General features: G+C 73.4%; 18 protein-coding genes and 1 pseudogene. 4 read left to right on the forward strand and 15 right to left on the reverse strand.

Going from position 1 to position 18,948, the window contains the following annotated elements; translation table 11 throughout:
* Positions 1 to 202: pseudogene (locus QK442_RS36430) on the forward strand (Holliday junction branch migration DNA helicase RuvB); the annotation flags it as partial.
* Positions 203 to 239: 37 nt separating this feature from the next.
* On the opposite strand, the gene QK442_RS32510 reads toward QK442_RS36430, so the two are convergent.
* Positions 240 to 1,262, reverse strand: a complete 1,023-nt coding sequence (locus tag QK442_RS32510) for a winged helix-turn-helix domain-containing protein (protein WP_282697706.1) — start codon at positions 1,260 to 1,262, stop codon at positions 240 to 242.
* 126 nt (positions 1,263 to 1,388) lie between these two features.
* Here QK442_RS32510 and QK442_RS32515 point away from each other — a divergent pair, with 126 nt between their 5' ends.
* Complete coding sequence (locus tag QK442_RS32515; protein ID WP_282697707.1) at positions 1,389 to 2,351, forward strand: hypothetical protein; 963 nt, start codon at positions 1,389 to 1,391, stop codon at positions 2,349 to 2,351.
* A gap of 100 nt (positions 2,352 to 2,451) precedes the next feature.
* Here QK442_RS32515 and QK442_RS32520 read toward each other — a convergent pair whose 3' ends face one another.
* The 8 genes from QK442_RS32520 to QK442_RS32555 form a co-directional block, all read right to left on the reverse strand.
* A complete protein-coding gene (locus QK442_RS32520) occupies positions 2,452 to 3,975 on the reverse strand; it encodes an aldehyde dehydrogenase family protein (protein WP_282697708.1) in 1,524 nt (507 codons plus the stop codon).
* 108 nt (positions 3,976 to 4,083) lie between these two features.
* A complete protein-coding gene (locus tag QK442_RS32525) occupies positions 4,084 to 5,355 on the reverse strand; it encodes a GAF domain-containing protein (protein ID WP_282697709.1) in 1,272 nt (423 codons plus the stop codon).
* A 98-nt stretch (positions 5,356 to 5,453) separates the two neighbouring features.
* Entirely contained in the window at positions 5,454 to 6,524 is a 1,071-nt protein-coding gene (locus tag QK442_RS32530; protein ID WP_282697710.1) for an RNA ligase (ATP), read from the reverse strand.
* A 127-nt stretch (positions 6,525 to 6,651) separates the two neighbouring features.
* Positions 6,652 to 8,160, reverse strand: a complete 1,509-nt coding sequence (locus tag QK442_RS32535) for an HAD-IA family hydrolase (RefSeq protein WP_282697711.1) — start codon at positions 8,158 to 8,160, stop codon at positions 6,652 to 6,654.
* Positions 8,161 to 8,192: 32 nt separating this feature from the next.
* Entirely contained in the window at positions 8,193 to 9,284 is a 1,092-nt protein-coding gene (locus QK442_RS32540; protein WP_282697712.1) for an ABC transporter ATP-binding protein, read from the reverse strand.
* Positions 9,281 to 10,126, reverse strand: coding sequence for an ABC transporter permease subunit (locus QK442_RS32545; protein ID WP_282697713.1), 846 nt, complete (start codon positions 10,124 to 10,126; stop codon positions 9,281 to 9,283). Before QK442_RS32545 ends, QK442_RS32540 begins: the two co-directional genes overlap by 4 nt.
* Positions 10,114 to 11,013, reverse strand: a complete 900-nt coding sequence (locus QK442_RS32550) for an ABC transporter permease subunit (RefSeq protein ID WP_282697714.1) — start codon at positions 11,011 to 11,013, stop codon at positions 10,114 to 10,116. Before QK442_RS32550 ends, QK442_RS32545 begins: the two co-directional genes overlap by 13 nt.
* Entirely contained in the window at positions 11,010 to 12,173 is a 1,164-nt protein-coding gene (locus QK442_RS32555) for an extracellular solute-binding protein (RefSeq protein ID WP_282697715.1), read from the reverse strand. Before QK442_RS32555 ends, QK442_RS32550 begins: the two co-directional genes overlap by 4 nt.
* 201 nt (positions 12,174 to 12,374) lie before the next feature.
* Between QK442_RS32555 and QK442_RS32560 the strand changes: the two genes are divergently transcribed.
* Positions 12,375 to 13,118 carry a GntR family transcriptional regulator gene (locus QK442_RS32560; RefSeq protein WP_282697716.1) on the forward strand — a complete coding sequence of 248 codons (744 nt, stop codon included), beginning with the start codon at positions 12,375 to 12,377 and terminating at the stop codon, positions 13,116 to 13,118.
* Here QK442_RS32560 and QK442_RS32565 read toward each other — a convergent pair.
* Positions 13,115 to 13,552: a DUF6010 family protein gene (locus QK442_RS32565; protein WP_282697717.1), complete on the reverse strand. Its 438-nt coding sequence runs from the start codon at positions 13,550 to 13,552 to the stop codon at positions 13,115 to 13,117. The genes QK442_RS32560 and QK442_RS32565 overlap by 4 nt on opposite strands.
* Positions 13,553 to 13,826: 274 nt before the next feature.
* Here QK442_RS32565 and QK442_RS32570 point away from each other — a divergent pair, with 274 nt between their 5' ends.
* Positions 13,827 to 14,846 carry a DUF389 domain-containing protein gene (locus tag QK442_RS32570; protein WP_282697718.1) on the forward strand — a complete coding sequence of 340 codons (1,020 nt, stop codon included), beginning with the start codon at positions 13,827 to 13,829 and terminating at the stop codon, positions 14,844 to 14,846.
* An 89-nt stretch (positions 14,847 to 14,935) separates the two neighbouring features.
* Here the strand turns inward: QK442_RS32570 and QK442_RS32575 are convergent, their stop codons facing one another.
* The 5 genes from QK442_RS32575 to QK442_RS32595 all read right to left on the reverse strand — a co-directional run bounded on the left by QK442_RS32575 (position 14,936) and on the right by QK442_RS32595 (position 18,936).
* A complete protein-coding gene (locus tag QK442_RS32575; protein WP_282697719.1) occupies positions 14,936 to 15,229 on the reverse strand; it encodes a hypothetical protein in 294 nt (97 codons plus the stop codon).
* A gap of 210 nt (positions 15,230 to 15,439) precedes the next feature.
* Complete coding sequence (locus QK442_RS32580) at positions 15,440 to 16,123, reverse strand: hypothetical protein (RefSeq protein WP_282697720.1); 684 nt, start codon at positions 16,121 to 16,123, stop codon at positions 15,440 to 15,442.
* On the reverse strand, positions 16,120 to 16,566 hold the full coding sequence (locus QK442_RS32585; RefSeq protein WP_282697721.1) for a MerR family transcriptional regulator: 447 nt from the start codon (positions 16,564 to 16,566) through the stop codon (positions 16,120 to 16,122). The genes QK442_RS32580 and QK442_RS32585 overlap by 4 nt, the downstream gene beginning before the upstream one ends.
* Positions 16,567 to 16,801: 235 nt before the next feature.
* Positions 16,802 to 17,716, reverse strand: coding sequence for an AAA family ATPase (locus QK442_RS32590; RefSeq protein WP_282697722.1), 915 nt, complete (start codon positions 17,714 to 17,716; stop codon positions 16,802 to 16,804).
* A 2-nt stretch (positions 17,717 to 17,718) separates the two neighbouring features.
* Positions 17,719 to 18,936 carry a T4 RnlA family RNA ligase gene (locus QK442_RS32595; RefSeq protein WP_282697723.1) on the reverse strand — a complete coding sequence of 406 codons (1,218 nt, stop codon included), beginning with the start codon at positions 18,934 to 18,936 and terminating at the stop codon, positions 17,719 to 17,721.
* Positions 18,937 to 18,948 lie beyond the last annotated feature (12 nt).

Here is an 18,948-nt window from a genome sequence, read left to right on the forward strand (position 1 = left end):
CACCCCCAGGGGCCGGGTCGCCACCCCCGCCGCATGGGCCCACCTCGGGCTCGTACCGCCACCCGAACCGCCCCGGCCACCCTGGACCGCGTCCCCGGACCCGCACCAGAACGGCGATTCCGGACAGCACGCCCCACCCGGAGACCGCACCGACCGGACCGCCTCCCCGGCCGCTCCCCGCCACCGGCCCCCGCCACGGTGAGACCCATGGCACACGGACGCCCGGGCGCGGTGGGCTGTCACCGAGTGGTTCCGGCCAGCAGGGAGTGGCCGAGCGGAGTGAGGCTGTGCAGGACGGCCGTGCCCGTGCGGACGGTGTCGATCAGGCCCGCGGCCCGCAGGACCCCCGCGTGGTGGCTGGCCGCCGCGAGAGAGACGGAGGCGCGTTCGGCGAGCGCCGTCGTGGTGGCGGGGGTGCGCAGGAGGGCGAGCACATGGGCCCGGGTGCGGCCCAGCAGCGCCGCGAGCGCCTCCGGCCGCTCGTCGCCGGCGGTGCTCCCGCCGGCCGCCTCGTACAGGGGATAGACGAGGACGGTCGCCGCCTCCGGGCGGTACATCACCAACGGGCCGGTCGCGAACCATGACGGAACCAGCAGCAGCCCCCGTCCGCACAGCGGGATGTCGTACGCCGACGCCGAAGGCAGGTGCAGCGTCGGGTGCTGCCACCGCCAGGTCGTGCCGAGCGTCGTCAGCAGGGCGTCGACACCGCCGCGGAGCAGCATCTCCGACCGCAGCGCGCGATCGGTGAGGGCGTCCTGGCGGATCCGCGGCCAGAGCGGTTCCACATGCCTCGCGAAGAAGTCCCGGGTGTCGTGGAGCAGGGCCCGGGTCGCGGCCGGGGAGCCCTGGGCCAGCTCGCGCGCCCACCGGCCCGGCCGGGCCAGACCGCCGTTCCACCCCGCCGCCTCCGGGATCCCCAGATCGAGCGCCAGCCGCTCCACGGGCGTCGCCGCGGCCGCCTCCAGACCGCCGGCGAGGTCGTGGATCCCCGGCTGCAGCAGGAAGTCCGGTACGAAGCCGTCCTCCGCCACCAACTCCGCCAGCACACCGGCCCGGACACCAGGACCTCCGCGCGGGGAGCGGTGCCACTCCCGGACGGCGGACCGCGCACGACGCGCCTGCCCGAAGCCCCGGCTCCCGCCGCCCCGCCCGCCCTGTCGCAGGCTCAGCCCCGCGCCCAGCGCGGTCTCAGCCAGCGCGTTGGCCGCCGGAGCGAGCGTGATCCGGCGCAGATCGTCGGCGGTGAAGTGAAGACGGATCATGACAAGCGATTATCCGCCCGCCGGACCCTTTCGACGAGGGCTGAAAGGCACTGCGCTCCGCGCGAGGACACCGCACGCTCCTCTCGTCACCTTTCCTTGCGCAGACTCCCCACGGAGGTCGCGTCGATGCGCCGCATTACCGCCCGAACCGCCTGCCTCGCAGCCACCTTGCTGCTCCCGGCCCTCGCCGGAGCACCCGTCCCCGCCGTCGCGCGGGACCTGCCCGACCGCTACGTCGTCTCCCGCGAGGCGGGCGTGCTGCCCGAAGGCATCACGGTCACACCTGACGGCACCCTGTACGTCTCCTCCGACGGCCTCGGAACCCTGTACCGCGGCCGGATCGACGCCCCGGACCTCGCGCCGTTCCCGGCACGCGGCCTGGAGGACCGCCCCAGCACCCTGGGCGTGCACACCGACCGGCGCGGCCGCGTGCTGTCCGTCGGGGGCGCGACCCTCACCGTGCACGACCGCCACGGACGGCTGCTCGCCCGCCGTACGGCCGAGAACGGGCCGCTCGGCGCGCCGCACCTGAACGACCTGGTCGTGACCGATGACGTGGTGTACGTCACCGACTGGGCCAACCCGGTGATCCACCGGGCGGAGATCCGGGGCTCGACCCTGGGCCCGCTCGAACCCTGGCTCGACATCCGTTCCGCGTTCCCTCAGTTCCCGGCCCAGTACTGGCTGTTGAACGGCATCGTGGCCGACGAGACGGGCTCCACCCTCCTCGTGGCGTCGAACGGCACGGAGGCCGTCTGGCGGATCGGCACCGCGGACCGGGAGGTCGGCCGGCTCGACCTCGGTGACCAGTCCTTCGGCGCCGACGGCATGGTGCTGCGCGGTCGTACGCTGTACGCCGTACTCAACTACGGTGCCCCGCACGGCGTCTACATCGCCCGGCTCGACCGGGACCTGCGAGCGGGCACGGTCACCCACCGCCTCACGGACGAGCCCCTCGACCTGCCCACCACGCTGGCGAAGCACGGCTGCCGCCTCTACGTGGTCGACAGCCAGCTCGACGAGCCGCCGGGCCGACCGCCGTACACCGTGACCGCGATCCCCGACCCCACCTGCGACGACTCCCCGTGACCTCCCCGGCACCGTGACGCCGTGAAGCGCCGCCGCCCGCCCGCGCCTGACAGGCCCCGGGCGGGCGGCGGCGACCGGGGCGGTCGGCAGGGTGAGGCCTCTAGAAGAACCCGAGCTTCTTGGGGCTGTAACTCTGGAGGATGTTCTTCGTCTGCTGGTAGTGCTCCAGCATCATCCGGTGCGTCTCGCGGCCGATGCCCGACTGCTTGTAGCCGCCGAAGGCGGCGTGCGCCGGGTAGGCGTGGTAGCAGTTCGTCCAGACGCGGCCCGCCTGGATCGCGCGGCCGGCGCGGTAGGCGGTGTTCGTGTCGCGGGTCCAGACGCCGGCGCCCAGGCCGTACAGGGTGTCGTTCGCCGTCCGGATCGCGTCGTCGAAGTCCGTGAAGGAGGTCACCGCCACGACCGGGCCGAAGATCTCCTCCTGGAAGATCCGCATGCGGTTGTCGCCCTCGAAGACCGTCGGCTGGATGTAGTAGCCGCCCTCCAGGTCGCCACCGTGGCCCACCTGCTGACCACCCGTCAGGATCTTCGCCCCCTCCCGCCGGCCGATCTCCAGGTAGGAGAGGATCTTCTTCAGCTGCTCCGCCGACGCCTGCGCGCCGATCATCGTCGCCGGATCCAGCGGGTGGCCCGGGACGATCGCCTCCGTGCGGGCGACCGCCGCCTCCAGGAACTCGTCGTAGTGGCCCCGCTGCACCAGGGCCCGCGAGGGGCAGGTGCAGACCTCGCCCTGGTTGAGGGCGAACATCGTGAAGCCCTCCAGCGCCTTGTCGCGGAAGTCGTCGTCCGCCGCCCACACGTCGTCGAAGAAGATGTTCGGCGACTTGCCGCCCAGCTCCAGCGTCACCGGCTTCAGGTTCTCGGCGGCGTACCCCATGATCAGGCGGCCCGTCGACGTCTCGCCGGTGAAGGCGATCTTCGCCACCCGCGGCGAGGAGGCGAGCGGCCTGCCGGCCTCCTCGCCGAAGCCGTTGACGATGTTCACCACACCGGGCGGCAGCAGGTCCGCTACCAGGCTCAGCCAGTAGTGCACCGACGCCGGCGTCTGCTCCGCGGGCTTCAGCACCACCGCGTTGCCCGCCGCGAGCGCCGGCGCCAGCTTCCACACCGCCATCAGGATCGGGAAGTTCCACGGGATGATCTGCGCCACCACCCCCAAAGGCTCGTGGAAGTGGTACGCCACCGTGTCCTCGTCGATCTCGCTGAGCGCCCCCTCCTGGGCCCGCAGCGCCCCCGCGAAGTAGCGGAAGTGGTCGACGGCGAGCGGGATGTCGGCGGCGAGCGTCTCCCGGACCGGCTTGCCGTTGTCCCAGGTCTCCGCGACCGCGAGCGCCTCCAGGTTCTCCTCCATCCGGTCGGCGATCCGCAGCAGCACCGCCGCCCGCTCGGCCGGCGACGTCCGCCCCCACGCCGGGGCGGCCGCGTGCGCCGCGTCAAGGGCGCGCTCGACGTCCTCGGCCGAACCCCGGGCGATCTCGGTGAACGGCCGGCCGTCGACCGGGCTCGGGTTCTCGAAGTACCGGCCGCCGGCCGGGGCGACGTACTCGCCGCCGATCCAGTGGTCGTAGCGCGGCTGGTACGCCATGAGCGCGCCCTCGGTACCGGGTGCGGCGTAACGGGTCATGGGCAGACCTCCCTGCGGGTCGGACGGATCCGGTCCCCGCCGGGCCCACCGGAAGGAGGGCGCGCGCGGGCGGCCGGACGGTGCGCGCCCGCCGTCCCCGACCGGCGCTCACCGCCGAGTGTGCGGAAACGGACGTTGCAACCCCGTTGCACCGGCGGACAGTTCCGCCTCCAGGGCGTCGAGCCGGGCGCGTACCGGCGCCACCTGAGCCGTCGGCACCGCCGCGCACAGCGCCCTCCACACCTCCACGTCCTCCTCGCCCCACGCGGTGTACGCCCAGTCCGCGAGGAGCCGCGGATCCGCCCGTGCCACCAGCGCCGCCCGCAGCCGGTCCGCCAGCCGTTCCCGCAGCCGTACGACCCCGGGCGCGGTCGATCCCGGCAGCAGCGGGCCCGCGTACTCCCCGGCGGCCGCCGCCACCGCCCCCGAGGCGAGACGGCGGTCCACCGCGGCGAAGTCCGCCTCCACGGGACGGGCGAGCCGGTACGGGCGCGAGCGCAGCAGTTCAGGACCGAGGAGGGCCCGCAGCCGGGACAGCTCCGCGCGCAGCGTCACCGGCGTGACCGACCCGTCCTCGTAGAGCAGGGTCAGCAGCTCCTCGCCCGTCACCCCCTCCGGGCGGTGCGCGAGCACCACCAGGATCTCGCTGTGCCGCCGGCTCAGCCGCAGCCGCCGTCCGTCCACCGCGAGCAGCGCCTCGCCCCGGCCCAGCGCGGTCAGCCGCACCCGCCCCGGCGCCGGTGCGGGCGCGAGCAGCGCCAACTGCGCCTCCGCCGCCCGCGCCACCGCCCGCACCAGGCCGAGACTGTGCGGGTGGGCGAGGCCCTCGCCGCCCGTCAGGTCGACCGCGCCGAGCAGCCGCCCGCTGCGCGGATCGTGCAGCGGCGCCGCCGCGCACGTCCACTCCCGCACCGGCGGCCGGAAGTGCTCGGCCGACACCACCTGCACCGGCCGGTCGACGGCGAGCGCCGTCCCCGGTGCGTTCGTCCCCGCCGCGGCCTCGGCCCAGCCCGCCCCGGCCGTGAAGTTCATCCGCCGGGCCTGCCGCAGCGCCGCCGGGTCCCCCTCCACCCACAGCAGCCGCCCGGCCGCGTCGCACACCGCGAGCAGATGCCCGCCGTCCCGGGCGTCCGCGCCGAGCAGTTCCCGGATCACCGGCATCGCCGCCGCCAGCGGATGCTCCTCCCGGTACGCGGCCAGCTCCTCCTCGTCCAGTTCCGTCGGCGCCGCGCCGTCCCGGCTGACCCGGGCCCGCTCGGACCTCCGCCAGGACTCCGCGACCAGTGCCCGCACCGTCGGCTCATGCCGCCCGCCCCTCCATGTCGTCGCCTCGCTCAACCCGGCCTCCCCATCGAGGTCGTACGGCTTCCAGGCGCACATCGTCGTGGCCCCGCCGGCGGCCGACAAGCACCCGAAAGGGGGCGCATATGCGTCCTGTCCGAGACCCGTCACTCCACGAGCGGACCGACCGGGCGGGATCACTCGTACTCGGTGCCGCCCTTGCGGGTGAGGTAGGCCGGACTGACCGCCTTGGCGACGGCCCGGCCGCCGGTGACCGGGCTGTACCGCTCGACGGCCGGCCGGACCACGACACCCTCCCGCAGATGGGCGGAGCGCCCGGAGACGGTCTCGGCCCCGCTCGCGTGCGCGAGGACGGTGTCGAGGTCGTAAGGACCCGCGTACAGCCGTGGTACGAGGGGCACCTCGCCCGGCTCCAGGACCGCGGCCGGGTCCAGCCAGCGGACCTGGCCGCCGATCTCGGCCGACACGTCGAAGAGCGCGTAACCGACGCGCTCGCCGCGGGCGTCGGCGCCGTATCCGAGGTCCTGGACGCCGGAGCCGTACACCTCGCCGAAGAGACCGATCCGCGCGGCCCCGAGCCGGGCGGCGAGCCGCTCGGCGACGGCGGGGAGCCCGTGCGCGCGCACGGCGCGCCAGTACAGGTTGCGCGGATCCTCCCGGAGGGCGAGCCCCTTGGCGCCGAAGCCCTTGGACGAGACGTGGACCCGTCCGCCGTCGGCGACGTAGGTGAGCAGGCAGGCCGTGCCGTGGACCTTCTCCGTCAGGACGACCTCCTCGCCGGGCTCGAAGACGCCGGGATAGCGGTGCAGGTTCTCGATGTCGACCCAGGGGAGCAGGTCGGGGGCGGCCTCGACGTCCCCGCTCATGGTCGGCGGTATCGGCGGCACCCACTTGGTGATCCCGAGCCTCTCCGCGAAGTCGGTGCCGTCGGCGGCGGCCCGGTCGAGGTCGACGCCGGTGAGCGCGGCGGGCCGGCAGACGATCCCCTGCGACAGCTCCCCGCGCAGCCGTACCGCCTTGACCCGGTCCGAGGCCTTCCCGGCCAGCCGCCCCGTGAGCCCCAGCTCCGCGACGAGCGCGGCGGGCAGCACGGCCTGCTCCGGGATGTACACGGCGGTCTCGCCGGTGCGGTAGGCGCCCTTGGCGACCACGGCCCGGTAGAGCCCGACCTGCGCCAGTTCGAGGGCGTCGGCGTTCGGATGCGGATGGACGGTGAGGACTTCGGCGGTGACGCGCAGGGTGGACATGGTTCAGGACTCCGCTCGGACTGGTCGGCGTTCCACTCTCATCGCCGGCCACTCTGACGGCCCGTTAAACGCCTGGCCCACCGGGTTTTCCGCTGGTAGCGTCGCGCTCCCCGCCCGAGCCGTCCTCTCACCGAGCGGAACGACGCCCCAGGGCGAAGGTCGTCACCACCGCCGCGTGGTCCGACGGCCACTCGTTCGCGGCGACGGCGGGCCAGGGCGCCGGGACGCCCGTGACCAGGGTGCGGGAGCCGAGGACGCGCAGGCCGCGCCCGTTGTGCAGGACGTAGTCGATGCGGTCCTGCGGCTCGGGGCGCCCGGCCCGTTCGCCTTCCTCCGGGTGGACGGGATGGATCGGCGACCAGGTGGGGCCCGGGTCCCGTACGGGGTCGGGGCGGGCCTCCCGGTAGGAGTCGCGGAACCCGGCCGCCTCGGCCGCCCTCGTCACCGGCCAGGCCACGTCGGGCCGGTCCAGGTGCGAGGGCGCGTTGAAGTCGCCGACCAGGACGACCGGCCGCTCCTCTCCCGCCTCCTCGGCGATCCGCCGCAGCACGTCCCGCAGCTGCTCCAGGCGCACGCCCTCGTGGGCGATCAGCTCGTCGGCCGGCAGCCCGCCGAAGTCGGCCTCGTACGGCCCGTACGGGGTGGGGTGGAGGTGCGCCGTCCACACGTCCACCTCGCGTTCCCCGTCGACGAGGACGCGGGCGCCGGTCGCGCCGTAGAAGCCGACGTCCGGATCGCCGAGGCGGGCGACGACCGGGTGGCGGCTGAGGAGGCCGAGGTTCTCGCCGGCGTGGTGGTGGTGCCAGCCGAGCTCCTCGGCCAGTTCCCGGGTCGCGGTCCCACCGGTCTCCTGGAGCCCGACGATGTCGGCGCCGGAGGCGCGGATCGCGGCGAGCTGCTTGGCCCGGTGGTCCTCGACCATCGCGCCGCCGAGCCACAGGTTCCAGCTCATGACGGTGAGGTGACGGCCCGTCATCGCCCGCAGCCGCTCCGGGGTGACCCCGGTCAGCCCGTCCAGGACGGTCCGCCCGGGCACCGCGTCGATCGGCGCGAGCGACGGGACCGCGAGGACCGCGCAGCCCGCCGCCTCGGCGGAGGCGACCCCGGTGGGGGTGTCCTCGACGGCCACGCAGTGCGCGGGGGCGACGCCGAGGGCGCGGCAGGCGGCGAGGTACGGATCGGGTTCGGGCTTGGTGCGTCCGGTGTCGTCGGCGGTGACCGACACGGCGAACTCCGGTGCCCCGAGCGCCCCGAGGGCCCGGAGCACGATGTCGGCGACGGCCCGGGGCGAGGCCGTGACCAAGGCGGTCGGCACCCCCTCCCGGGCGAGGGCGGCGAGCAGCGCGAGCGCTCCGGGACGCGGCACGACACCGGTCAGGACCCGGTCGGCGAACTCCCGGTGGAGGGCGGCCGCGAGCCGGTCGGCGTCCCCGCCGGCCGCGGCCAGCCAGGCCGCCGTGTGCTCGACCGGCCGGCCGAGGACGTCCGGCCGGTCGGCCTCGGTCAGCGGTCGGCCCGCGACCTGCTCCACCGCCTCCCACCACAGGCCCTCGGTGTCGACGAGCGTGCCGTCCATGTCGAAAAGGACGGCACTCAGGGGGAGTTCGGTGGTCACGCTGCTCGCTTTCTCTCTCATGCTCATGCCGGTACGAGGGGGGGCCGATGGCACTAGTGTGCCGCGCGGGCCGCGACGAGGACCGGCCGCTCGCGCGGGAGCACCGTCACGGCGTCCCCGGCCGCGAGGGCGGCGGCCTCGTGGGTGGGCAGGTCGGCCTTGACCTCGGTGGCGTCGGCGAGCCGTACGGTGAGCCGGGTGGTCGCGCCGAGGAAGGCCGTCGAGACGATCCGGGCCGAGCACGCGCCGTCCGTCGTGACCCGCAGGTCCTCCGGCCGTACGAGCACGTCGACCTCGCCCGCCGCGGGGGCGTCGCCGTCCACGGGGAGCCGGTGGCCGAGCACGTCGACGAAGCCGGTGCCGCCGTCGAGGTGTCCGGGGATCCGGCTCATGGTGCCGACGAACTCGGCGACGAAGGCGGTCGCCGGCCGCCCGTACAACTCGGCGGGCGGGGCGCACTGTTCGAGGCGCCCGTCGCGCATCACGGCGACACGGTCGGCCATGGACAGCGCCTCCTCCTGATCATGCGTCACGAAGAGGGTGGTGATGCCGAGTTCGCGCTGGATGCGGCGGATCTCCTCGCGCAGGGTGAGCCGCACCTTGGCGTCGAGCGCCGACAGCGGCTCGTCGAGCAGCAGGACCCGCGGGCGCAGGGCGAGCGCGCGGGCGAGCGCGACGCGCTGCTGCTGGCCGCCGGACAGCTGGTGGGGGTAGCGGTCGCCCTTGTCGCCGAGGCCGACGAGCTCAAGCAACTCGGCCGCCTGCTTGCGCCGTTCGGCCTTACCGGCCTTCCGCATGCGCGGCCCGAAGGCCACGTTGTCGACGCAGTCGAGGTGGGGGAAGAGGCTGTACGACTGGAAGACCATGCCCGCGTCGCGCCGGTGCGCGGGTGCGTGGGTGATGTCCCGGCCGTCGACGAGCACCGCGCCGGAGTCGGGGGTCTCGAAGCCGGCGAGCATGCGCAGGGCGGTGGTCTTGCCGCAGCCCGAGGGGCCGAGCAGGGCGAGCAGTTCGCCGGGCGCGACAGTCAGATCGAGCCCGTCGAGGGCGGTGGTCGTCCCGAACGTCCGGCGCAGGCCGCGGAATTCGACGGTCGCGGCCTCGGCGGTGGCGTCGGGCGTGGCATCGGTGAGGGTGACGGTCATGAGGTTCCCTTGGCGGTACGGGTGCGGCGGGCGCCGGGGGAGCGGCCGCCCGCCCCGGCGAGGGCCAGGAGCAGCACCCAGGTGACGAGGAGGCTGAGCACGGAGACGGCCACGGACATCTGGGCCTGGGAGCCGGAGATGTTCACGATCCACACGGCGAAGGGCCGGAAACCGAGCAGCTGGGCGACCGTGTACTCGCCGAGGACCAGGGCCAGGGCGAGGAAGGACGCGTTCATCAGCGCGCCGCGCAGGTTCGGCAGCACCGCCGAGACCAGCGCCCGCGCGGGGCTCGCGCCGCAGCTGCGGGCGGCCTCGACGAGGGTGCGGACGTCGACGGCCCGCAGGCCGGCGTCGAGGGCGCGATAGGTGAAGGGCAGCGCCATCACCACGTACGCGAGCACGAGGACGACGGGGAAGTCCGGGTTCTGCAGGGCGACGAAGGTCTGGAAGAGGGGAGTGCGGGCGAGGTGCTCGGGGCCCCACTTCAGGACGGTGCCGATGCCGGCGACGAACGCGATGGGCGGCACGACCAGAGGCAGCGAGCACACCGCCTCGACGACCGGACGCAGCCGGGGCGCGCCGAGCCGCAGGGCGACCATGGCGGGCACCACGAGCAGCAGCGTCACGGCGATGGTGACGGCGGCGAGGCCGAGCGAGAGCAGCAGGCTGGTGACGAAGCCCTCGGTGCCGATGATCTCCGTGTACGCGTCGAGGGTGAGGCCCCGCTCCGGCACGTCGACGGTGAAGACCACGGAGGCGGCGAGCGGCACCAGGAAGTAGATCCCGGCGAGCCCGAGCACCACCGGGCGCCAGGTGCGGTGCGTACGGGTCAGTCGAGCCATCGCGAGCTCCGGCGTTGCAGGGGCAGATAGACGGCCATGACGAGCCCGGCGACGACGACCATGTCGAGGCTGAGGGCGAGCGCCACGTTCTCCTGGCCGACCAGGACGTTGCCGGAGAGGGCGTCGGAGATCTGCAGGGTGACGAGTGGGACGGTGCTGCCGACCATCGCGGCGGCGGTGGCGTACGCGGCGAAGGCGCTGCCGAACAGCAGCACGAGCCCGCCGAGCAGACTCGGCGTCAGGACGGGCAGGGCGACGTGCAGCCAGTACTGGAGGGTGGTGGCGCCGTTGTTGCGGGCGGCCTCGCGCCACTGGGTGCGCAGGCCGTCGAGGGCCGGCGTGATGGTGAGCACCATCAACGGGATCAGGAAGTACAGGTAGACGATGACCAGGCCCCAGAAGCTGTACAGGCTCCAGCCCCGGTCGGCGAGGCCCAGATGCCGGGTGAGGACGCCGGAGTTGCCGAGGGTGGCGACGAACGCGAAGGCGAGGGGGACGCCGCCGAAGTTGGCGAGCACGCCGGAGCCGGTGAGCACGGCCTCGCGCAGGGCGCGGGAGCGGGAGGTGACGACGGCCTGGGCGAGCGGAAGGCCGAGCAGGGCGGCCAGTCCTGCGGCGGTCGCGGAGAGCTTGACGCTACCGAGGAGCGCGGTGAGGTAGGCGCCCTGGAGCGAGGCGGTCAGGTTCCCCGTGCCGTACGAGCTCGCGCCGGTGGCCGGGTCGTCGACGGTGAGGGCGCCGCCGAGCATGGCGACGGCGGGGACGCCGAAGGCGAGCGCGGTGAACGCGAGCAGCGGGACGACGGCGAGCCAGGCGGGGGAGCGGCGGCGCCGCCGCCGGGCAGGGGTCTGCCCGGCGGCGACGGCGACGGTTGCGGAGGCCGTCATCCGGAGACGGCCTTGCCCCAGCCCTGGGCGAGCACCGTCTTGGCCTTGGCCTGCTGGGCCTCGGCCGGGAAGGACGGGACGCCGGAGACGGCGGGCAGCCGGAGGGCGGCGGCCTGGTCGAGGGTGCCCGCCTTCTCCATGGCGGACATCAGGACCGGGCGGGCGAAGCCCTTGAGCCACAGGTTCTGGCCCTCGGCGCTGTAGAGGTACTCCTGCCACAGGCGGGCGGCCGCCGGGTGCGGGGCGTCCTTGTTGATCGCCTGCGAGTAGTACTGGGCGTAGCGGCCGTCGGCGGGGACGGCGACCTTCCAGTCGAGGCCCTTGGCCTTGAACTCCTGGGCGTAGCCGGCGTTCAGGTAGTCCCAGTCGATGCTGATGGGCGTCTCGCCCTTCTCGACCGTGGCGGGGGTGGACTCGACGGGGTTGAAGTTGCCGTTCTTCTTCAGCTCGGCGAAGAAGTCGAGACCGGGCTGGATGTCGTCGAAGGAGCCGCCCCGGGCGAGGGCCGCCGCGAAGACGCCGGCGAACGCGGAACCGGACTTGGTGGGGTTGCCGTTGAGGGCGACCTGACCCTTGTACTCCGGCTTGAGGAGGTCCTGGAAGGTGGTGGGGCAGTTCTTGACGCGCTTGGCGTCGCAGCCGATGGAGACGTAACCGCCGTAGTCGTTGTACCAGCGGGCCTCCGCGTCCTTCTGCCCCTCGGGGATGTCGTTCCAGGCGGTCACCTTGTAGGGGGCGAGGAGCCCCTGCTGGGCGGCGGCGAGCGCGAAGGAGCTGCCCAGGTCGAGGACGTCGGGCGCGCGGTCCTGCCCCTTGCGGGAGGTGACGGCGTTGATCTCGTCCTGGCTGGAGGCGTCCGGGTTCTCGACCTCGACCTTGATGCCGTACTTCTGCTGGAAGCCGTCGATCAGGGCGCCGTAGTTGGCCCAGTCGCGGGGCAGCGCGATGGCGTGGAGCGTGCCCTCCTTCTTCGCCGCGGCGACGAGGGCGTCCATGCCTCCGAGGTCGGCGGCGGAAGTGGCGGTGGCGGCGTTCTTGCCGTCGGCGGTGGTGCCGGTGTTCTCCGGGGCGGCGCCGCAGGCGGTGAGGGCGAGGGCGGCGACGAGGGCGAGGGAACCGCCGAGGACGGCGTTTCTCGGGAGGTGCGCGGGGACGGGCACGGAATCTCCAGGAAGAGGTCGAGGGTTCAACTTGTCTGAACAAGTCGGCCTCAGTACGCCCGGCGCCGATGACGTGAAAGTAAACAGGTGTGGAACGGCTCCCCGCCATTCCCTGCACATTGGCGATGCTTTCCGGCCACGGACCCACTCCACTACCCTGATAGCCGGTGTGCACACGGCACACCGAGGAGGGAACCACCGATGACCGCGCGCCACGAGCAGATCGCCGCCGAGCTGAGGCGGGCGGTCCAGCGCGAGGAGTACCCGGTCGGCGCCCGGCTGCCCGCCGAGACCGAACTCGCGGCCCGGTACGGCGTCTCCCGCGGCACCGTCCGCCAGGCCGTCGCCGCCCTCACCGCCGAGGGCCTCATCGGCTCACGGCAGGGCGCCCGCCGCGTCGTCCTGGCCGGCCGCCGCAGCCAGAGCTTCGCCGAACTCCGCAGCTTCGCCCAGTGGGCCCAGGCCATGGGCCGCGAGGCCACCGGCCGCGTCGTCGCCCAGGAGTACCGCCCGGCCACCCCCGAGGACGCCGCCCGACTGCACCTCCCCGACGGCGTTCCCCTCCTCAACGTGCTGCGCGTCCGCGGCCTCGACGGCGAACCGGTCCTGGTCGAACGCACCGTCTACGCCGACTGGATCTCCCCCGCCGTCGAGACCGCCGACCCCGACTGCCCCTCGGTCACCCAGCACCTCTACGACCGCACGGGCCTGGTCTTCGCCCACGGCGAGCACGTCATCGACGCGGTCGCCGCCGGCGTCCAGGACGCCGGCCTCCTCACCGTCCGCCGCACCAGCCCCCTCCTCCGCGTCCGCCGCGTCACCACCACCCACGACGGCCGCCCCGTCGAATGGTCCGACGACCGCTACCGCCCCGACGCGGTGACCTTCACCGTCCACAACGCGATCGGCCACAGCCCCCTGGTGCGGACGCCGGCGGACACCTAGGCGAGGGCCAGGGTCGCGAAGGCGCCACCGACGTCGACGACGGCACACCACTCCGACCAGGCCCTGGGGACGACACGCCCCGAACGGTGGTGGACGACGTCCCAGACGCCATGGGCCAGCCAGCCGACGGCGATCACCCGCAGCCCCCACGTACCGTCGACGGCCAGAGCGAGGAGGGCGACGGCCGCGAACCCGGCGAGGCCCACGACCTGGACCGCCAGGACCCGCGCCCCCCGCAGCTCGCCGCGGAACGCGCCGAAGAGCAGGTAGCACACGGGCATCACGGCGAGGAGACCGGCGAGCAGCCCGAGGGGCGGTACGCCGTCGACGAAGGTCGCGACCACCAGGGCGACCGCGGCGATCGTGGGCCAGCGGTGCGACAGACGGCGGGACAGGGGCACAGGAGTGTCGTCGCGTGCGGAGCCGGTTGCCATGGCGGACCTTCCTCTCGGATCGATTCGGGCGGCTTCAGGAAGACCCGGGTCGATCGACTCCCGGGACCCGTCAGGCGTCGCCGGCCCTCGCGTCCACTGTCGTGCCGATACCGGCCGGGCGGAACAGGCCGCCGGGCCGATGTCCGTTTCTTCGGGGCACGCGTCCTTCCGGCTCGCCGGGAGATCCAACGCCCCTAATAATTCCCAAAACGGACATAGGGTCATATGCGGGTCGGCGGCATGCCGGCCGCCTCATGACGGAGAGGTGCAGGCATTGGGAAGCGTTGACGCGGCGGCCGCCCGCCGGATGACCGACTCCCTGTTCATCGAGCGCGAGTGGCGCAGCCCGAGCTCATCACGGTTCTGGGTGCTCCTGGTCCTGGCGTCGGTCATCGCGAGCGCCGGCGTGATCGGCGACTCCACCGCCACGGTCATCGGCGCGATGATCGTGGCCCCGCTGATGACACCGATCCTCGGAACCGCACTGGCCCTGGTCCTCGCCGACCGGACGCACGTCGTGCGCAGCGCACTGCTCGTGCTGGGCGGGGCGGTGGCGGTGGTGTGCATCGGCATGGTGCTGGGCTGGATCGTCTCACCGCCGGACGCCTTCGCCACCAACAGCCAGGTCGCCTCCCGTATCAGCCCGCGCCTGATCGACCTCTTCGCCGCGCTGGCCACCGGAACCGTCGGCGCGTTCGCCCTCGTCCGTACCGACATCTCCGACGCCCTGCCGGGCGTCGCCATCGCCATCTCCCTCGTCCCGCCCCTGGCCGTCACCGGACTGCTGATCGCGGTGCACCGCTACCACGACGCCGGAGAGTCCGCGCTCCTGTTCGCCACCAACGTCGCCGCCATCGTCGCCACCGGTACCCTCGTCTTCCTCGCCTATCGCGTCCGCGACGCGGCCGAGCAGGCCGGACTGACCGTCGGGGCGTTCCACAGCCGCACCGTCGTCGCGGTCGCGGCCGTCCTCCTCCTCATCGCCGTCCCCCTCACCATCGGCACCATCGCCGTCGTCCGCGACCGGACCCTGGCCGCCGACGCCCGCCCCGTCGCCGACCGCTGGGCCGCGGCCGGCGCCTGGCAGATCGCCTCCGTCGAGGCCCGCCACGGCGTCATCCTCATCGACGTCCTCGGCCTGCCACCCCAACCCGCCCCCACCGCCCTGCGCGCCGCCCTCGACCGAGCCGGCATGAGCGACGCCGACCTCCAGCTCCGCCTCGTGGGAGGCCGCACCCACTGGTGCCCCGCAGGCGCCACCACCTGCACCGTGGAACACGCCCGCACCGACTGACCGGCAGCCCCGACCCGCCGCGGAACGATGCCCCGGACGGGGGACGTCCGGGGCGGACGACAACGTTCGGGAACGGCCCGAACTCGCCCCTACCGAACGACGACGTTGTGCGCCGGAGTGATCGAGGGCTGCGCGTCGGCGTGGCCGAGGTCTGCCAGGATCGGCCCGAAGGTCTTCGCGTGGATCTCAAGGGCCTCCACGCTCTCCCAGACCTCGGTCACACGGAACCCGCCGTCAACCGGCCCCGCCGCGTGCGAGATGAGCCCCGCGTTCGGCAGGTCGGCGAACTGTGTGAAGCCCTGACCGTCGGTCACGCGTGCGATGACCGCGTCGTAGAGCTCCTGCCCGGCGCCAGGGAGGTCGAAGGTGACGATGATGGCCATGCGGATACTCCTGTCCTGGTGCGCCGCGCGAGTGCGGCAACGTCCACCTCCGATCCTATCCCTGAGTGATCGGTCGCCTCCGAAGAGTGAGGGAGGGTTCTTTCGACGCTCGGAGCCCAGGACGTACCGATCGGGCATCCACCCGCCACAAGGCGAACCGCCGACCCCGGAGGATCGTGCGCGGACGGACGCCCCGGCAACCGCTGGCGACTACGCCGCCCCGGCCAAGGAGGCCGAAGCCGGGGCGGGAGCCCTCAGGTTGCGGGCGAAGACACCCGCCAGCAACCCCATGAACAACAGGATCGGCAGCGCCTCCAGCGGTGCCAGCTCGGGACGGGCCACACCGGCGACGGTGACCAGCACGAAGACGCCCGCCGCCGCGATCGCCGCCCGCAGCAGCCGGGTGTGCGCGGGAAGCGCCAGGGCGAGGAAGGCGATGCCGGTGGTCGCGGCGGCCGCCTTGAGCTGAGCGATCACGTACAGGGCCGTCACCGGCACCGCGGCGACCGGCTCCACCGCCGATGCCTGAGCCGCGTGGACGGCGAGCACGGCGTTCTCCACCATGTCCAGGGCGCCGGCCGCGACCATCGCGGCGAGACTGAACACGCCGAGCGGACGGGAGACCGTCAGGGCCCTGGCCGCGGTGAAGGCGGTCAGATAGGCGACGACGAAGAGGGTGTCGAAGGCCATCCACGACAACACGGCGTCCGCACTGTCGTTGAGGGGCCGCAGGAAAGCGCCGGAGGACAGCGGCACGTCGGTGGGCTGAAGGTGCACGTCCGCGTGGAGGGCGGCAAGAACCTGGAAGGCGACCGCACAGGCGAAGGTCACCAGAGCCCCGATGAGACCGGCGCGGTACAGCGCCCGGTCCGCGGGCGTCAGGGGTGTGGTCATCGGTCGTTCTCCGCCCCGGACACCGGAAGCACGGCATCGGCGATGAAGTCGCCCCCGTCCCGACGGGACTCCATCCGCTCGACGGCGTGAACGAGCCGCTCGCGCAACCCGGTGAGTTCCTCCAACTGCCGCTCCACTGCCGCGATGCGCCCGCGCAACAGCTCGACGGCGTGGGTCACCGGACAGTCCGGGACCTGATCGCAGGCGTCCGCCAGTTCCTTGATCTCATCCAGCCTCAGGCCCAGCCCCTGGCCGACCCGGATGAAGACGAGCCGGTCCAGTGCCCTGGGCGGATACCGGCGATGGTCGCCACTCGTCCTCTCCGGGAGCGGAAGGAGCCCCTCCCGCTCGTAGAAGCGGATGGCATCCACCGAGACGCCACCGGCACGCGCCAGTGCTCCGATGCTGAACCGGGATGCTCCCGGCAGGATGGTTGTGGTCATGTCCGCGACGCTAGACCCTGGACATGACTCCAGGTTCAACCCCTCCTCCCGTGACCCCCACCACAACACCGGAACCGCGTCCTCCTGAGCGGCCACCCGGCCCCTCTCCTTCCACCTGCCGCGGCCGGAGACCGCGGACCACGCACAGCTGGTACGCCGGAACCACCTGCGCGGCGGCCAAGTCCCGGCCCTGGAGCCGGTGGACCCGGCCCGGTCGGCCACCCCACGTGAGGGCTCAGAAGTTGCCGTAGTTGACCTGCCAGGTGGGCAGTCCCATGCGGCGCCACACCGCGACCACCCGGTCCCGGTCGTCGAGCGACACACGGACCGCGTAGCGGTGGCGGACGTGTGCGTCGAACAGCTCGGTCTTGACGAGGTCGTCGGAGCGGCCGTCGCCGGAGGCGCGCATCCACAGCTCGTCGTAGGGCACCTCGTACCGCTCCAGCCAGGCCTCGGTCAGGGCGCGGTGGTCCTCGCTGCGGCCGGAGAGGAGGACGATGCGGTCCTGGTGGGAGGCACGGAAGGCGCGCAGGGCGTCGCGGACCGGGACGTTGAGCAGGTCGAGGTCGCAGCGGCTGAAATCGTACGGTCCGCGGTCGCCGCGCAGCGCGAGGGTGCCGTCGATGTCGCACAGGACGGCCGACGGCAACGCGGGGTCGGGGACGTACGGGGTGACGGCGGGCCGGTCGTTGAGCCAGTCGTCGGTGAGCCGCCAGCCGCCACGGGTGGCCTTGGCGTGCTTCTCGGCGAGGATACGGATGATCTCCTCGCCGACGGGCCGCTCGCGGGCCGCGTCGCGGCGGACGCACTCGTCGACGGGCACGGCGGTGAAGTCGTGCACGACGAAGGTGGCCTCACGGCCGGCCAGGGCCGCCTTCAGCCTCCGCGGGATGTGCGGGGTGAGGTGGGTGTTGTCGACGACGACGTCGAAGCCGCCGTCGACGGCCGCGCGCACGGCGACGTCCTGGATGTCGAGCACCGTCTGCTCGTGGACCCGCGAGCGGCGGTCGCCGCTCGGCAGGTCGAGCATGGTGCGCAGGTCGTCGAGGTTGACGCGGCGCATCCGGCCCTCGGCACGCTCCTGCAGGGCGCGGGCGGCGGTCGTCTTGCCGGAGGCCGGCAGTCCGGTCATCACGTGGACCACGGGCACGGTCAGTTCTCCTCGTCAGTGGTGAAGGGGTCGGCGGTCTCGGGGCGCAGGCTACGCCACACGAACAGGTCGGTGGGACGGCCGTCGAGCCGCAGGAACATCGCCGACCGCAGCCCCGGATCGGCCAGTTCCTTGACCGCGCGGGCGAACGCGCCCCGGTCGGCGGCGAGAGGCGCGAGCCGCTCGTAGGCCTCGTCGATGGCCCGCTCGCGGGCGGCGAACGCCTCTTCGAGCCCCGTGATGACGGACCGGACCCAGGCGTCGAACTCGTCCGGCACCTGCTCCAGGAGAGCGTCCAGGGGACGCCCGCCCCGCGAACGGATCCCCCCGAGCTCCGCGACGGACAGACCGAGACCCTGGGCGAGGCGCTTGGCGGAGATGCCGGCGAAGCGCTGCACGCCGTGACCGCGCCAGATGTCGCGCTCGGTGACCCCGGTGAGGACCTTGTGGAGCCGTACGTACTCGGCGAGCTTGGCCTTGGCCCGCACCCCGGACGCGAAACGCAGCACGAAGCCCTCCGCGTCCGTGCCGGTGGCGGCGGTGCCGTCGGGCAGCGTGTTCGTCCCGGCCAGCTTGACGAGCGCTTCGAGCGGCATCGGCGGATGCACGGTGACCACCGACCCGATGCCGCTCCACGCGGCCGCCGCCTCGGCGAGACCGATCTCCACGCCGTCGGGCGCGAACGCGGCGAGCAGGACGAGGTCCCGCCGGTCGCCGTAGTCCACGACGATACGGTTCTGCGGGTAGACGATCTCCATGAGGTACGTCACCCCGGGCACCAGCCGCGCGGTGTCGGCGGCGTCGAGCCGCCGCTGCGCCCAGGCCGCCTGGGCACTGATGAACGAACCCTTCGAGGCGACCTGCCAACGCCCTTCGTAGTGGAAGACCAGGCCGAGGCTGCCGTCGACCTTCTCGTACACCTCGAACGGCTCGTCGGGCAGCGCCGGTGCGTAGGGCCGACCGGACTCGTGCTCGGAGACGTTGAAGAACTTCGGCAGCGGAAAGGCGACGATCCGGCCGGTGCGGTCGTCGGCGACGAGGCCGCGGCAGCGGGTGGTGACGCTGTTCCAGACGCCTTCGTACTGACAGCTGCGCGTGTACGTGTAGATGGACAACGGCAGCTCGGGGTGCGACTTGCGGGTCACATGCCCGGCTTCGACCGCCGCCGCCAGCTCCTGGGGCGGCAGCAGCGCGTCGAGAGTCAGGTACGCCTGGCTCATGGGTTCCCTCCC

The organism is Streptomyces sp. CC208A (genome assembly GCF_030010625.1).
In the GTDB taxonomy this organism is placed as follows: Bacteria; Actinomycetota; Actinomycetes; order Streptomycetales; family Streptomycetaceae; genus Streptomyces.